Here is a 14,799-nt window from a genome sequence, read left to right on the forward strand (position 1 = left end):
CCCCTCACGCCTTACCCCTTACGAGGAGACCATGCGCTTCGGCATTCAACTCTATCCACCGAAAACCGCGCCCGAGATGGCCGCCTGCGCCAAGAAGGCAATGGCGCAGCACAGCTTCGACAAAGTCTGGGTGCCCGATCATCTAACCTATGAGAATGTTTTCGTCATACTCGCAGCGATTGTCTCGAACACCTTGGCCCACGTCGGCAGCTCGGTGGTTAACCCTTTTATTCGCCAGCCAGTCGACCTGGCATCGAGCTTCGCCGCTCTCGCCCATCTCGCCGGCGCCCAAGGAGTGACCGTCGGCATCGGTGCCGGCTCGTCATCGTCGGACATGATCTACAAAAAAAATCGCGTCGGCATGACGTGGGAAATGGTCCTGTTCCTGCGCGCAATGTTCGCCGGCCAGCGCGCGAGACTCGGCGACTACCCGGCGCTCGTCGACTTCTTCCGCCTCGATCCGAAAGCCGAAGCCTTCCTGCGCCTCCCACCGGCGCGAGCACCTGAGATTTTCATCGCCGCGGCGGGACCGAAGATGTTGAAGATGGCCATCGACATCGGCGATGGCCTGATTGTCAGCAATCTCTCGTTCCCCACCGCGCTCGTGCAGCGCGGCGCACTCGATGTCGCCATGCAGCAGATCGCCGCTGCTCAGGAGGCCCGTTCGCACAAGTTCACCAAAGTGTTACATCTGCACGTCTCGGTGTCGCGCAACGGCGACGCAGCGAGAAAATTCGCCAAGCGCATGGGCGCCGGCGCCTTGATCGGCGGCCACCTGTTAAAGCAAAGAATGCTGCAACTGCCCGTCCCATCGGCAACCGCGGATGCCGTCCAAGACGGCCACCGCCAAGGCAAAAGCGTCGACGACATGATCGACCTGATCAGCGACGACCTCCTCGCCGAGGTCGGCACGGTCATCGCCGGCACGCCGGAGGAATGCCTGACCCAGCTCGACGTCATGCTACGCGCCGCCAAACCTTACAAATTCGACATCTTCGACATGGCCTCACCCCTTGGGCCGGATTGGGATGAAGCGATCGATCTCATCTGCCAGGAGATCATTCCGGAATTGTCAGCCGGCTACGCCGGCTGCCCCACACGCGGGTGAACTCCAACGTTATACGGATGATCAAGCTAATCGGTGATTTCGAACGTGACGGATGCGTGGCTGTCCACGACGTCTTCGCGCCCGAGCACCTCGCCGATGCGGAGTCGGTTCTGCGACTCGATTGAACTGTCTCGGGCCGGTACTCGCGATCTCCTGGAGCAAGAGTGGCGCAGTGCAATGGCGCGCACACTTCGTGAGAGGCCGTCGATTAAACTTGGTGGCGGTGAGGGTACACTTTGAGGATACCGACACGAAAAACGTTTCGCTTGCAACGGTCCAAAAGAGCGGACCTTGAATGTGATCTGAGAGAAGTCAGCGCAAGCCCAATTCGCGGCGCGCTTCGTTCAACGGCTGGAAATCGACGACTTTGGGGATAGGAATTTCACCGATGCCCTTGTCGAGACGCTGAATGATCTGAAAGTGCTCTTTCAACCCCGCGTCGCTGGCGAGGCCGTCTTTGCTGAGCGCGCGCGACACCGGCCCATAGACTTCTTCAGCCACGGCGCGCTCGATTTCCCACTCGCGCGCCATGATCTCGATGGTCTCCTTGGGCCGTTCCTTTGCGAAGGCGAGACCGCGCGACAAGCCGCGCAACAAGCGTTTCACCTGCTCGCGCTTATCGCGCAAGGTGCGATCCAGAGTGGTAAAACCGTTGGCCGGAAGGTCCGTGACGTCAGCCAACGAGAGCAGCAAGTTAAACCCCTTCTGTCTGAGAATAACGTGCGACGGCGGCACCGCTATGGTCGCGTCGATGGAGCCAGAGCTGAGCGCGGCGACCCGCACGTTTTCCGTGCCGATCAGAATCATCGTCACGTCGCGGTCGGGATCGAGCCCGTGGTGACGCAAGCCAATCCGCGTCGAAACTTCGGTGGCACCGCCAAAGGAGCTGATGCCGATGATCTTGCCTTTAAGATCTTGGAGCGTCTTGATCTGCGGCTTGGCCATCAGAAAATAGAGCGGGCTGCGCAGCGAGAAGAATAAGCTCTTCATCGGGCTGCCCTTGGCCGCGAGGCGTAGACCCGATTCAGCGAGACCGTGATACTCGATCTCACCGCCGAGCAGCGCCGAGTGCGCGATGTTGGGGCGCAGATTGGGAATCTCCAACTCCAGCCCCTCGTCGCGCATAAAGCCGCGATGGATCGCCACGTACATTGGCAAGTAGCCCATGGACTTGGCGGGGATGGCGAGCCTCACCTTCTCACTAGTCTGCGCACCGTGGGCCGAAACACCCGCGATGAGAGGAAACAGGACGCCAACGATCCATCCGATCTGTCTGATCCGACTGATCCGTCCCGCCATCGTTACATCCCGTAGAGCCTTCTCGGATTATCCGACAACATTTTCTCTACCATCGTCTTGGGCAAGTCGTCCCGTTCTCTAAACTCCGCGACCATATCTTCCTGCCGCGACGGGTCGCCGTGCGGATAGTCCGAGCCCAACACAAACGAGTCTTCGCCGATCAACGCGGCAATCCCGTTCATATCTTCGTCCGGCTCGGCGCTGACAAAGACCCGGCCCGTTTTGAAATACTCGACCGGATCTTGCGCCAGCTTGCGGCGCGCGTTATCGCGCCGGACTTGCTTGAGCATAAACGGAATCCACGCCGCGCCGGCTTCGAGAAAAGAGAAACGCAGCTTGGGAATTTTCTCAAATGCCGCCGAGCTCATGATGCTGTTGAAGCCCATTACTACCGGCAGGATCGCGCTGTAAAAATTGGTCGACGCGTCAAACAGACGCGTCAGCGCCGGGCAGCCCCAACCGAGATGCACGCAGAGCGGCAGATTAAAATCCGCTGCCACTTCGTAGAATGGAAACAAGCTCTCGTCGCCGAGCAGTTTGTCCCAGGCCAAGCCTTGCAACATGACCGCCGCCGCGCCGATCTTAGCGCAGCGTTGGATCTCTTTGATCGACGCCGCCATGTCGCGGATCGGCACCAACGCCGCGAAGCGAATGCGATTCTTCGACGCAACGGCGCACTCGCCGAGAAAAGTGTTGTAGGCGCGCAACAGCGCTGCCTCCAATTTTACGTCGTCAGCGGTGTGGGTGAGGAACAAGCTCGGAAACACCACCTGCGTGTCGATCTTGACCTTGTCCATGTCTTTGATGCGCGCAGCAACGTCCGTGATCTCCTGGGCGCCGATGGATTCGCGTTTCTGCGTCGCCGCTTCCATCAACGTCGGCGTGCGAAAAATCGTCCCGCCTTTGCCGACCATCTTCGGGTAGGTCTCGCCGTCGATCAGCCAGACGGCATTATAGCGGCCATACACCGTGTCGCGCTCGAGTTTGATCGGCAACGGCCGACGCGCCCGGAACTCTTTGTCCAACCGCTCGAACATCGCTTCGGACTCTTCCACGTGGGCATCAGCGTCGATGATCATGGGTTCTTATCCTTCCGCGGCCCTTCGCGCCCTAATCTACGCCGGAACATCTCACGGCGACTTCGAAATCGCTGTCCACCTGGCGCCGATTGATCACTTCGAATCGAGCGCCGTTGGCCAAAGTCACCATGCGCGTCTGCCCCGGTGCCAAGAAATCGTGGCAGCGCAAACCGATGCGCTCATCGCCTTCTTTGGTCCCACACTTTAGCAGGCGCACCGGCTCATGACCGGTCGGAACCGCCGCATCCACTGTATAGATCAAGAGCCCCTTGTCGCGAAACTCATCGCTTTCGGCCAACGGCTGAGCCACTTCGATAACATAGAGCTGCGACGTCTGCTCGCTCGGCAGCAAGATCATTTTCACGCCTTGCGCGGTGTCGAAGGACGTTAATGTTGTCTCAAGCTCACCAGAGGTAAAATAAACCAACTGCGATTCGTCGAGCCAGTTGAGCTTGTACTTGTGCCAACCCAAGAGATGACGGCCCTGATCGAGGTCGCACATGATGTCCCAGCAGCCCACCGGGCCGCGAAATTCGCCACTCGCCTCGGGATTGAACAGATAGAGATCGGGCAAGCCGAGCAAATGACCGGTCTCGTGGATCAGCACACGGCAACCTCGCGTGTAGGCGTCGCGACCGAAAGTAACTGCGTGATGAATCGTGCCGCTGTGAGTCGCGACGGGAATGCCGGCGCTCAGTGTCGGCGAATTGTGCAGCACCTCCTGATAGGCCGGATCGTTTTCCGGTGTTGCCGCCGCGACGACATAGGCCACCTGATATTGATCGAATCGGATCTCGTCCGTGGAAAATAGTTTCAACGCCGTGGCGATGTAGGACTGATGGGCCTGCCAGTCGTGCTTGATCGCCGCGTAATCGGCGGCGGGCCCTGGCATGCGGCGCCATTGCAGAACCGGCGTCTCGATAACAAATTCCAATCTGCCGTAGGATTCGCGCCAAAACCAATCTTCGCTATCGCCGACAATGAGCTTGACGAGCTTCTTGACGTCGTCGAGGGAACCACTTCCGACCACGTCCGGAAAATCGACAAACACCATGACCGCTTTGACCACGCCAACACCAGTCAGATCTTCGGGGCGGGGATCGTTGGTCTCGTTGAGATTGGTATTGCCGTTGTCCGGCAATTCCGGGACAAACTCGCAATCGACCTCGATGATTTCCCACACGGGCAGCCGGGCGCTCGGCTGATACGCGGCGACTACTCGATCGCCGATCTTGGCCTCCCAATAGTCGCCGCTAAAAGACTCCAGAATCGCCAGCTCTCCGGCATCGAGGGCGCGGATCCGGACCGGCTCGGCGTTGTCTCCAGGCGTGCGAAACAGCATCACCCGTTCGGCGCGCTGGTTTTCCACGACCACTGTGCACTGCGGGCCGTTTTCACTGTCAGTGTCGCGCAGACGCCATTCTGACAATTCACCGGACACGCCAAATTCACCCATCACCTCGTCGCCTGCCTTGGCCACCAAACAATCGTCGAGCCAAACTGATACGCTCTTCGTTTGACCCGGCGCCAGCGCCGCGCGGCTCTCTTCTTCGAAAGTGACGGGATCGATACGGAAAATCTCCACCCCGACCGACTTATCGTTGGTGATGGCGATGTCGACGCGCGGCACCGCGCCGCTGCCGTCTTCATTACCGATAGGTTGAGCCATGCGGCCTCCAGGAAAGACCCTCACCGTGCATCTGTATTTCCACTATGAGTCTCTTACTAAACTGTGGCGGCAGCTGACAAGTATTGCCCCGAAACCACGGCTTGATCGCCCTGGCGAATTCGTTTACCTTTGCGCGAATCGTTCGTCAGGGTTTGAGGGAACATCTCATGAGAAAATCGATCTGGACGTTAATCTTTCTTTTCGCTTGGTTTGCATCCGCACAGGCGCAGACGCCCTTCTACCAAGGCAAGACCGTCAAGGTGATCGTCGGCACGCCGCCGGGAAATCTCTACGATCTTTGGGCGCGTCTTTTGGTGCTGCACTGGGGCCGCCACATTCCCGGCAATCCAAACTTCATCGTGCAAAACATGCCTGGAGCGGGCCACGTCGTGGCCGTCAACCATCTCGCCACAAACGTCAAACCCGACGGTCTCACGTTGATCGGCTCGGTGATCCCCTCGCTCTATTTGAATCAGTTAGTGGGCCGCAAAGAAATCCAATTCGACTGGGCCAAGTTCGGCTGGATCGGCTCACCGGCCGTCGGTCCGTCGCAGATGTACATGCGCGCCGACACGCCCTACAAATCGATTGAAGAAGTGCGCAACGCCAAAGAGCCGCCCAAATGCGGCGCCACCGGAACCACGGGACCGGACTCCTACTTGCCAAAACTCTTGCAGGAAGTGGTCGGCGCCAAGTTCAGCATCATTACCGGCTACCCGGGCGGCACCGACATCGACCTCGCCGTGGAACGCGGCGAAGTGCACTGCCGCGCGTTCACGATCGAGGCTTTTTTCGGCCGCGAGCCCTACACCGGCTGGCGTAAGAAGGGCTTCGTCCGCAATCTGTTTCAGACCGGCGCCAAGCGCGACCCCAAGCTGCCCGACACACCGACGGTCAGCGAATTAATGGACCAATACAAAACCCCCGACTCCGGACGCAGGCTCTCGCGCGTGCTGCTCGCCGCCGGCGACATGGGCCGCCCGGTCTTCGGCCCGCCGAATATGCCGCGCGAAACGCTCAGGATGCTGCGCGCGTCGTTCATGCAAATGGTGAACGACCCGCAGTTTCAAGCCGATGTGAAAAGACGCGAGTGGGAGTACGACCCGGTGAGCGGCGAAACGCTTGAACAGATGGCGAAGGAAGTGACGACTCAGCCCAAGGATGTGATCGAGCGGCTGAAGAATCTCTTAGGAAACTGATTGGCTCCGCGATCGGGTCATCCGAGCGAAAGCGAATGACAACTAGCCCGAATTATTCATGCGACGGGGAAAACCCATGACACTGTGTCGATCGAAGTGGAACTCTGGAGAAGCGAAGGCATCAGGCAAATCGTTCGGTTTGATTTGCCGATGCTGGGGATTTCTCGACCTTTCCACTGCGATTCGCAGAGCAGGGCGACCGCTGGTCGCCCCTACGAGGCGGCGTCGAAGCGGATATCTGTTGCCTTCGCTCCGGAAGAGTTTCACTTCGATCGCGCCGCAGCGATGAAGAATCCGGGCTAGGGACAGGTCGCGACCTGTCCCTACTCGTGGCTTTGTTGGTTTACCCGCCCACGACTTTCCCGCCAATCGCCGCGGCGCGGTTGGCCGCCTTCGGTTTGGTATTGACCTGAATAATTCGATTGGTCCCGCTCTGGTGGATCAACAGATTACCATCGCGCGTTGGTCGCATGTGGCGCAGGATGCCGGAATAAACGTTGCCTGAGGGAATCGGCCAGCTCTGAAATTTTTCCGTCGCCGGATCGAAGCGCACCAGCGCGTCCGGGCGCTGCGCCGATTCGTTGTACCAGACGATGCCATCGACCACGGCGATCGCATAGGGGTGCGACTTCGGCCCACTCGGCGAGGCCCATTCTTTGTATTGGCCGGTTTTCGGGTCCATCTTACCGAGCCGCCCCAGGCCCGAGTTGACGTACCAAACGGTGCCATCGGCCGCGAGATCGAGACGGCGCACCGTGGTTCCCTCGGGCAGTTCGAACTGCTGAATCGCCAAGGTCTCCGGATCGATTTTCAAGACGCAGTTGCTGCCATTGCAGGACACCCAAAGATTGCCGTCAGATGCGACTTTGATGCCGTAGGGCCGGGCGTTTTTGCGCGGCACCGGCACCAACTTGATCTCGCCGGTGGAGGGAATCAGGCGGCCGATCATGTTGCTCACTTGCAGGGTGAAAAAGAGTCTGCCTTTCGAATCGAACTCCGCCGTGTGCGGGTCTTTGGCGTTGGGGTCGGGCATTTTGTACTCGGTGATTTTACCCGTCTTCGGTTCGAGCTTGCCAATGGTGCCGTTGCCATTGCCGGTGTACCAGATGTTGCCGTCGCGATCCGGCGTCACGCTGTGCGGCAGAGCTTTGTCCGGCAAGGTGTATTCCCAGACCTCTCCGGTGTCCGGCTTGATGCGACCGACAACGTTGCCGTATTGCCCGCAATACCAGATCGACCCGTCCGGCGCCTGCACTGGGTCGCGCGCGCGCTGACCTAGCTGCGGCACATGCCATTCTTTCATGCTGATCTGAAACGAGCCGGAGACTAAGTTAGGCTTGCGCTCGGTATGGGGCGGAAAGTTCGCCGCCAGGTATTCGGTGACCTTGTCGCCGGCCGGCGTGCCGTCGATCTTGATCATGGTGCCGATCAATTCTTTCCAATGCTCGCGCGTGTAGCCGGAGCTGCGCGTAATCAAATTCAAGTCATGACAGGTCGAGCACAGACCCTGCACCATCGGTTTGGCTTCGCCGTCCGGCAACTGCACCGGCTGCGCCTGACCCGCCAACGCGGCCTGCGTCAAGCAAAGCGCCATCGCCCATGCAGCCAATAATTGTTTGATCATAACTCCCCTCCAGCGCAGATCGTTGTCACAGCTTTGTACACCAATTGACTCAAGAGCGCCAATACGCCGAAGGCCTAACGGAGCTGCCCGTTTGAGCTTTACGAAACGCCGTCGTAGATTCGCCTTACACTGCAGGAGGGATGGTCATGGCACAAAACGAAATCGCACTCATCGTCGGCACTGGCCCAGGCCTGAGCGCCTCGCTGGCGCGACTGTTCAAGCGCGAAGGCATGAAAGTCGCGCTCGCCTCGCGCAGCACCGACAAGCTCGCTGGTTTAGTCAAAGAGATCGATGGCCGCGCCTACGCCTGCGACGCGAGCGATCCCAAAAGTGTTGAGAATTTGTTTCAAGCGGTGGGCCAAGACATCGGCGATCCCACCGTCGTGGTTTACAACGCCAGCGGCCGCGTGCGCGGGCCCTTCGCCGAGTTCGATCCAGAAGAGGTGCGCCAGACAATACTCGTTACATGCTACGGCGGATTTCTCGTCGGCCAGGCGGCCGCCAGACGCATGCTCAAAGCCGGCGGCGGGACAATTTTATTTACCGGCGCGTCGGCCAGCGTCAAGGGCTACGCCAACTCCGCCGCTTTCGCCATGGGGAAAATGGGATTGACAGGACTGGTGCAAAGCATGGCGCGCGAGCTGCAACCAAAAAATATCCATGTCGCTCAAGTCGTCATCGATGGCGGCATCGCTAACCCGGCGCGCCCCGAGCGCATGGCCAGCGCCGGCCCCGACGGCACCCTCGACCCGGACGCGATCGCGCAAACCTATCTACAGCTGCATCGCCAGCACCGAAGCTCGTGGGCATCGCACATTGAATTGAGGCCGTGGACGGAAAAATTTTAGGGAAACGAGAGACATCGTAAAGCGCCAACCCGCTAACTCTTCACCTTCCAGTCCGGAGCGCCGCTCGAATCTTTGAGAGCACGCGCGCCGGCAGCGGCCTAGCCGATGCAGAAGTCAAACTCGGCCGTACGCTGCCAAACGGTTTGGGCTTGAGCTGAATTGGGCTCAGCCCCCAGATGTTCGGCGAGCCGTTTCTCGGGCGCTGTCGGCTCGATCGAATTTTCATTCTAAACGGAAACTCCCGCCGTAACACTCGCTCGGCGCATGGCAGGCCGGCCTTGCGGTTGTCCTGGTTTTGTTCGAAAAAAAAACCCGCCATCTTTGAGCCAAGCCCGCTTGATCAGATCGGCGTATCGCCTGATCTGATAGTCACTCATCTCGCTCATCGAGAGCGTGTTAATCACCAGGTCGAATCGTTCGGGAAGCTGCTCGGCCATGTAGTTCGGCACGAAACGCACTCCTTGATGTGCCCGTTCGAGTCCCACAGTGGTGGCGAGGTTGGGCCAGCTTAACGAAACGTAGAGCCGCGAGAACAACAGCGATTCCGGTAAATCGATGATCGTGTACGATGCGCCCGGATAAGCTTGCATGAACCAGTGACACAAGGCGCCGTAGCCGCCGCCAATCTCTGCCACGCGAACTGCGCCACTCGTCTTCAACTTCTCGTCCAGCCAGTCCGCCAGACCCGACGCATAAACAAGATTGATCCGCTCCTGGTACGTGCAAGTATCGCTGTTGACGATCACACCGTCGACCTCATGCCCCACTTCACCTAAGAGCGCTGGAGGTGTGAACAGAAATCGCCGCGGCAAGCCGTTTGTCATCCGCCGCCAGTCTTCGATGTGGATCCGGTTCTGTTGAGCCAAGCGCTCGGCAATCTCTTGGTCCAAGGTCGCCGACAATTCCATTGTGGCGGCAGAGAATCCGTAGCCGTTACAAACCCGGTACAGACTGTAGCCACTAAAAACCTGGGCAAGCCCGCGGAAGTGAGCGAGTGTCTGGGCATCGGCTTGCGCCACGCGTTGAAACAGACGGACAAATTCGTTGGGCGCATCGTGCGACCAATTGGCATCGGGAAGCGCAAAGCGGCGGTCCACCGCATGGCGCTCGATGTAGGCCTCACGATCGCGTACCCATTCCAGCGCCTCGTCGCAGATCGCTTTGGCACGCGCCAATTGGGCAGCGCAAAGGCGCCGATTGTCGCGCAGCAGCACCGGTCGCGGCGATGGTTGCAGCATCCTGTTCATTTTCCCAGGCCGGCCCGAAGAAAGCTGTAATCCACAACCTCCTCTTGGTCGATCGGTTTTGCAACTCCCAAGGATTTTCGCGCGTCGGCGCGGCGAATCGTTTCATTGTCCAACTCGCGGCGCTTCTTGGCGCTAAATCCGCCCTTCACAAAACCGATGTTGCTCGACACAATCGACGTGATATGCACCCCGGCTCTAGCCATCGGCCATCGAACACCGGCACGCTGGCATTGGTCGCAGCGAGAATGATGTCCACTGCGGTCGCGGCCTTGCGCCGATTGCCGTAGCCTTCATGGGCCTTCCCGAATGCAAGTTGACCGTCAGCGTTGCAGTATCACGCCGAGATAAACCGCGTAAAGGACCAAGAGCAAAAACCCGCGCCGTCTTTCAATCATCCCACCGCGCAGCGGAAACGTGAATGCCACTGCCAAAAAGCCGAACACTAGCGCGACGGTGACATCGCGCCAGGCCACGGTGATCGGATAAATCAGCGCCGCAACGCCGATGATGAAAACGCCGTTGAAGATATTGCTGCCGAGCACGGTGCCGAGCCCGACTTCGTCGTGGCCGCGCATCTTGGCGATGATCGCGGTCGCCAACTCTGGCACCGAAGTGCCGACCGCCACCACCGTTGCGCCGATGACAAATTCGCCGATGCCGAGGGCGACCGCAATACCCCGGGCGCCGTTGACGATCAAATAGCCCGCGGAAACCAGCAGCGCCAAGCCAACGACGCATTCGGCAATCGCCTTGCCGAGCTTGCGCTCGCCCAAGACATTGCCGGTGGCGCTGCGCTGGCGTTGTGCTGCGATGATCACCGCGATGAGCCAGGCGACAAAGATACAGATCAGAACAGCGCCGTCGAGGCGCGAGATCTGACCGTCCAATATCAAAACACCGGTGATCACCGGGAGCAGCAAAGCAACAGTATAGTCGCGCTTGACGCTGTCGCGCGGGCAGCGAATCGCCGCAATCGTCAGCGCCAACGCAAGGATCAACGCAACATTGACGACATTGCTGCCGAGCGCGTCGCCCAGGGCGATCTGCGGCACGTGCGCCAAGGCAGAGCTCACCGAAACCGCGAGCTCCGGGCTGGAGGTCGCAAAGGCGGCCACGGTGGCGCCGACGATGCCAGGCGGGATCCTGAGGCTGCGCGCCAAACCGACCGAACCGCGGACAAACAATTCGCCGCCCAATCCGGCGCAAACGATGCCCGCAATCAAATAGATATAGTCATTCACGGCTTTGCGGAGATGAAGCTTTGTGGAAACGATTCCTTGGCCGCGCTACTTGTACAAGCCGTCGATGTAGCCCGACTTGTCCAATTCTTGAATAAAGCGCGTGTCCATAAAGTCGCGCGGATTCACCGTGCGCGCCGCCGGGAGTTTCTTGGCGAGCTCGTCGATAAGGTCGTCGGCGCCCTCGATGCGTTCGGATTGAACAGAAGAAATAGCCATCGCGAAAATATCGATTAGCGGGGATACCGGCCTGCGCCGGTATGACAGACTGAATTAGCGGTAGAGTCCATCAATGTAGCCAGATTTATCGAACTCCTCCAAAAAGCGCGTATCAACGAAATCTCTCGCATTGGCGGTTTTCGCCGCTGGCAGTCGTTTGCCCGCTTCTTCGAAGATGGGCTTGAAGCCATCGAGATTCGGATAGGGCTTTGGCTGAATGAAGCTGCGCAAAAGCTGGTAGGACTCTTCCAGCTCCCGCTCATCTTTAATCTGCATGTGCTTGCTGATCGCGCGCTTCGCCACAGCGGGATTGCCACGCATGAAATGAATGCCGTCGATCATCGACTTGACCGCTCGGCGCACGACGTCGGTATGCCGAGAAATAAACTTCTGCGTTGTGTTCAAGCCCGTCTGCTGAAGAACAACATCCATCTCCTGCATGTTCAAGAGCACGCGCAACCCCTGCGCGGTGAGTTTCTTGTCGTAGGGCGGCTGCATGATCGCCGCGTCGATCGTCTTTCCTGTGGCCAGCGCATTCACCATGATCGGCACATCGCCCGTCTGGATCAGCGTCACATCCTTCTCGGCGTCAAGCCCGAGTTTCGCCAACAACAAGCGCGTCGTCCAATCGCTCACGGTGCCAAAGCGGGTGACACCGAAACGCTTGCCCTTCAAATCAGCCACTGAGCGAATCTCCGGTTTAACTACCAGCCGATAGGTCGGCTTGTGCAGAAAACTTAGCAGCATGACGACGTCCGCGCCTTGCAAGCGCGCCGGCGTTAAGAGACTCGCGGAATAAACGCACATCTGGATCTCGCCGGCGATCATCGCCGTCTGGCCAAGCGTCGTTTGTAAGTAGAGAATTTCGGCATCGATGCCGTTCTTCTCGAACAGCTTCGCTTCGTGCGTCACCCAGAGCATCGAGTTAGTAATCGTCGCGCCGGAGTAGCCGATGCGGATTTTGTCCGCGGCAAAAGTCATTTGCGCGGTAAACATCAAAGAACCAACTAAAAACAGTGAAACAAATTTCATGCGATATTTTCTTCCCAAATGCTTCCCCTGACGCAAAGAGGGCGCGATAAATCGCGCCCCTAGATCCGAATCCCTTTTGCGTCCTTTGCGTTTTTTGCGGCTATTCTTCTCTTAGTCTTTAACCACCTTCGTCACACTCCGCGTCGAGCCGCCTTCCGGCGTGCTCTGCCCCCAGACGTGAACATACTGCGACTGCGAGCCGTCGCCGCCGGCGACGACGACGAGGATATCCTCTGGCTTGTCAGTAACACGGATGATGCTGTCGCGCGTCAGCTTCAGATCGCTGCGCCGTTTGACGCGCTGCGCGAAGGTTTCATCGGGCAGATCTTTCATGCGGTACGCGGCGCGCTCCCAAACAAACTTCTGCACGTCTTTTTTGCTAAAGCCGTCGCCGGCAATGATCTTGGCGTGCTCCGGACAAACAACCATGATCGCTTCCGGACCTGACGGTCCTTCCATGCGCTGCGCAAAGTTGGTCAGAATACCTTCGGCTTTGGTGCTGTCCAAATCAGAGGCGCGGATCGACGCGTCGGCGCTGATCACCGTCACGGTGCTTTGATATTTGTCGAAGCCGCGCTCGACGTGCAGCGGCTCCCACGGGCTGACTTCTTCGTTCTCGCCGATGCAGATGGAAAATTTTCCCGGCCAGCCGAGCGTTGCCTTGCAAGTCGTGCCGGGCAGGGAACCGCCGAGGTTGCGCTTGACCATCTGCACGAAGCGGCCAATGGTCGCGTTGGCGCGCCAGCCTTCGCCAAGCGCGTTAGACCCGCCGTTGACGTTGATCTTCTTGCGCACCGGGCCGTTGATGATCGCCATCACCGCCGGTCCGCCGGTGGTTGCCTGGAGCGCGTAGAGATTCAGCTTGGGATCGCAGAGACCTTCGACAACCGCGATCAACACCGGCATGTACTCGGGCTTGCAGCCGGAGAGCACACCATTGATCGCGGTCTTCTCGACGGTGGCGGGCGCCCAACGCGGCGGCACCGAACCGATCACTTCGTCGGGCTTGCGCTTGGTGCCGGCGAGCATCTTGGCCACCCGCTCTTCGGTCGGGGGAATGACAGGCATGCCGTCGGACCAGCCCTTTTCGATGAAATATTCTTGCGCTTCCCAAATATCGTCAGGAATTTCGACGCGTTCTGCCTGGAGTGCTGCTGTGGCCATGGGTTTGTTCCTCAAACTGATTGTAACGAGTGAGAGCTAAGTCGAGTCAGTTCCGAGAGTCAACCATAAATAAATTGGCGGTATAAAAGCATCTCGGGCTCCGAATCTCGCGCATTAACACGCGATCCGAAACCCGAGACTCAAAACGATTACTCAAGCCACCTTCTGTTTGGCGGTGGGCTCAAGCAGAATATCGACCAACTGGTCGAGCGCCGCTTCGGCTTTTTGCTTCACTTCTTCGATCTTGACTGTGCCGATGGGATGTTTGACCACGAGCACCGGATGATCGGGCGCGCCGAAGGCTTCTTTCTCGGACTTCGCCAACGCGGTGAACGCGTCGGTGATGAAAGTCACGGCAAACTTGCCGCGCTTTTGGATTTCGAGTGAGTCGTGGACACTCCACGACGTGCACGACCCTCAATCTCCCAGGCCGGCGAGGACAAAGTCCGCCTCGCCCGCCAGCTCCTCGATATAATTCTTCGGCGCCCCTTGCTGCGCCGTCAGCTTGCGCCGCGTAATCACGTTGGCCGCGCCATAGCGTTCTTTGAGCAGCTCAGCCAGCCGCTCTGCCAACTTGTCGGCGTTGGGTTTGCTGTTATCGAGTATGCCGATGGTTTTGCCTTTTAGGCTCGTGAGGCGCGGCACGGAAGTGATTTTCGCCGCCGAAACCTGCGCCTTCCCTTCCGGACTGAGAACAATCATCTCATTATCCTCCTATGTTAGACGATCCGAAGACTTACCTTGGGACTATAATTGACCTTTGCGGCTTATGTCAAAGGTAGGAATTGGTACAAAAAGTCGCATCGCCCTTTTGACCAACCCAACGATCCACTCGTCGGTGAAAGAGTCGGCGGAGTCAATGTTTTCGGTGGCGGCTTGGCCCTTTACAACAGGAGTGGCGAGTTCGTCGGCGGCGTAGCTGTCAGCGGCGACACCTCGTGCACCGCATCGTTCGCGCACAATTCATTTGACAGCTTGAAAGTGCACCGGCTAGTATCGCGCCGATCACCCGTTACTTCCTGAAAGGACTCTTCCAATGAACTGGCTCTTCGAGACCGACGATTCATTTGCGT

Annotated in this window: 13 protein-coding genes and 2 pseudogenes; 4 read left to right on the forward strand and 11 right to left on the reverse strand. The window is 58.7% G+C overall.

Annotation, left to right across the window (positions count from 1 at the left end; genetic code table 11):
* Positions 1–31: 31 nt before the first annotated feature.
* A complete protein-coding gene (locus FJ145_13405; protein ID MBM4262412.1) occupies positions 32–1,108 on the forward strand; it encodes an LLM class flavin-dependent oxidoreductase in 1,077 nt (358 codons plus the stop codon).
* Between the two features lie 312 nt (positions 1,109–1,420).
* Here the strand turns inward: FJ145_13405 and FJ145_13410 are convergent, their stop codons facing one another.
* The 3 genes from FJ145_13410 to FJ145_13420 are packed head-to-tail and all read right to left on the reverse strand — an operon-like array spanning position 1,421 to position 5,155.
* Positions 1,421–2,407 carry an ABC transporter substrate-binding protein gene (locus FJ145_13410; GenBank protein ID MBM4262413.1) on the reverse strand — a complete coding sequence of 329 codons (987 nt, stop codon included), beginning with the start codon at positions 2,405–2,407 and terminating at the stop codon, positions 1,421–1,423.
* 2 nt (positions 2,408–2,409) lie between these two features.
* On the reverse strand, positions 2,410–3,486 hold the full coding sequence (locus tag FJ145_13415) for an amidohydrolase (protein ID MBM4262414.1): 1,077 nt from the start codon (positions 3,484–3,486) through the stop codon (positions 2,410–2,412).
* Between the two features lie 31 nt (positions 3,487–3,517).
* Positions 3,518–5,155, reverse strand: a complete 1,638-nt coding sequence (locus FJ145_13420; GenBank protein MBM4262415.1) for a hypothetical protein — start codon at positions 5,153–5,155, stop codon at positions 3,518–3,520.
* A 167-nt stretch (positions 5,156–5,322) separates the two neighbouring features.
* Here FJ145_13420 and FJ145_13425 point away from each other — a divergent pair, with 167 nt between their 5' ends.
* Positions 5,323–6,354, forward strand: a complete 1,032-nt coding sequence (locus FJ145_13425) for a hypothetical protein (GenBank protein ID MBM4262416.1) — start codon at positions 5,323–5,325, stop codon at positions 6,352–6,354.
* 406 nt (positions 6,355–6,760) lie between these two features.
* Here the strand turns inward: FJ145_13425 and FJ145_13430 are convergent.
* Positions 6,761–7,948, reverse strand: a pseudogene (locus FJ145_13430) (cytochrome C).
* Between the two features lie 176 nt (positions 7,949–8,124).
* Between FJ145_13430 and FJ145_13435 the strand changes: the two are divergent.
* Positions 8,125–8,826, forward strand: a complete 702-nt coding sequence (locus tag FJ145_13435; protein MBM4262417.1) for an SDR family NAD(P)-dependent oxidoreductase — start codon at positions 8,125–8,127, stop codon at positions 8,824–8,826.
* A 227-nt stretch (positions 8,827–9,053) separates the two neighbouring features.
* Here FJ145_13435 and FJ145_13440 read toward each other — a convergent pair whose 3' ends face one another.
* The 7 genes from FJ145_13440 to FJ145_13470 all read right to left on the reverse strand — a co-directional run bounded on the left by FJ145_13440 (position 9,054) and on the right by FJ145_13470 (position 14,428).
* The gene (locus tag FJ145_13440) at positions 9,054–10,073 is read right to left on the reverse strand and encodes a putative sugar O-methyltransferase (GenBank protein ID MBM4262418.1); all 1,020 of its coding nucleotides are present in this window, start codon (positions 10,071–10,073) and stop codon (positions 9,054–9,056) included.
* A complete protein-coding gene (locus FJ145_13445) occupies positions 10,070–10,276 on the reverse strand; it encodes a hypothetical protein (protein ID MBM4262419.1) in 207 nt (68 codons plus the stop codon). The genes FJ145_13440 and FJ145_13445 overlap by 4 nt, the downstream gene beginning before the upstream one ends.
* 117 nt (positions 10,277–10,393) lie before the next feature.
* The gene (locus FJ145_13450; GenBank protein MBM4262420.1) at positions 10,394–11,314 is read right to left on the reverse strand and encodes a sodium:calcium antiporter; all 921 of its coding nucleotides are present in this window, start codon (positions 11,312–11,314) and stop codon (positions 10,394–10,396) included.
* Positions 11,315–11,584: 270 nt separating this feature from the next.
* Positions 11,585–12,562: an ABC transporter substrate-binding protein gene (locus FJ145_13455; GenBank protein ID MBM4262421.1), complete on the reverse strand. Its 978-nt coding sequence runs from the start codon at positions 12,560–12,562 to the stop codon at positions 11,585–11,587.
* A 111-nt stretch (positions 12,563–12,673) separates the two neighbouring features.
* Positions 12,674–13,726, reverse strand: a complete 1,053-nt coding sequence (locus tag FJ145_13460; GenBank protein MBM4262422.1) for a hypothetical protein — start codon at positions 13,724–13,726, stop codon at positions 12,674–12,676.
* A gap of 153 nt (positions 13,727–13,879) precedes the next feature.
* Positions 13,880–14,080 carry a hypothetical protein gene (locus FJ145_13465; protein MBM4262423.1) on the reverse strand — a complete coding sequence of 67 codons (201 nt, stop codon included), beginning with the start codon at positions 14,078–14,080 and terminating at the stop codon, positions 13,880–13,882.
* A 63-nt stretch (positions 14,081–14,143) separates the two neighbouring features.
* Entirely contained in the window at positions 14,144–14,428 is a 285-nt protein-coding gene (locus FJ145_13470; protein MBM4262424.1) for a hypothetical protein, read from the reverse strand.
* Positions 14,429–14,548: 120 nt separating this feature from the next.
* Between FJ145_13470 and FJ145_13475 the strand changes: the two are divergent.
* Positions 14,549–14,671 (forward strand): annotated as a pseudogene (locus FJ145_13475) (heme-binding protein).
* The last annotated feature ends 128 nt before the right edge of the window (positions 14,672–14,799 follow it).

This window comes from Deltaproteobacteria bacterium (assembly GCA_016874755.1).
Lineage (GTDB): Bacteria > Desulfobacterota > Binatia > UBA9968 > UBA9968 > DP-20.

What these genes read in the sequence shown, in the direction of transcription:
- FJ145_13420 (MBM4262415.1), bottom strand. Translation starts at nt 5,155, where the DNA reads ATGGCTCAACCTATCGGTAATGAAGACGGCAGCGGCGCGGTGCCGCGC.
- FJ145_13445 (MBM4262419.1), bottom strand. Translation starts at nt 10,276, where the DNA reads ATGGCTAGAGCCGGGGTGCATATCACGTCGATTGTGTCGAGCAACATC.
- FJ145_13425 (MBM4262416.1), top strand. Translation starts at nt 5,323, where the DNA reads ATGAGAAAATCGATCTGGACGTTAATCTTTCTTTTCGCTTGGTTTGCA.
- FJ145_13455 (MBM4262421.1), bottom strand. Translation starts at nt 12,562, where the DNA reads ATGAAATTTGTTTCACTGTTTTTAGTTGGTTCTTTGATGTTTACCGCG.
- FJ145_13470 (MBM4262424.1), bottom strand. Translation starts at nt 14,428, where the DNA reads ATGATTGTTCTCAGTCCGGAAGGGAAGGCGCAGGTTTCGGCGGCGAAA.
- FJ145_13435 (MBM4262417.1), top strand. Translation starts at nt 8,125, where the DNA reads ATGGCACAAAACGAAATCGCACTCATCGTCGGCACTGGCCCAGGCCTG.
- FJ145_13440 (MBM4262418.1), bottom strand. Translation starts at nt 10,073, where the DNA reads ATGAACAGGATGCTGCAACCATCGCCGCGACCGGTGCTGCTGCGCGAC.
- FJ145_13460 (MBM4262422.1), bottom strand. Translation starts at nt 13,726, where the DNA reads ATGGCCACAGCAGCACTCCAGGCAGAACGCGTCGAAATTCCTGACGAT.
- FJ145_13415 (MBM4262414.1), bottom strand. Translation starts at nt 3,486, where the DNA reads ATGATCATCGACGCTGATGCCCACGTGGAAGAGTCCGAAGCGATGTTC.
- FJ145_13405 (MBM4262412.1), top strand. Translation starts at nt 32, where the DNA reads ATGCGCTTCGGCATTCAACTCTATCCACCGAAAACCGCGCCCGAGATG.
- FJ145_13410 (MBM4262413.1), bottom strand. Translation starts at nt 2,407, where the DNA reads ATGGCGGGACGGATCAGTCGGATCAGACAGATCGGATGGATCGTTGGC.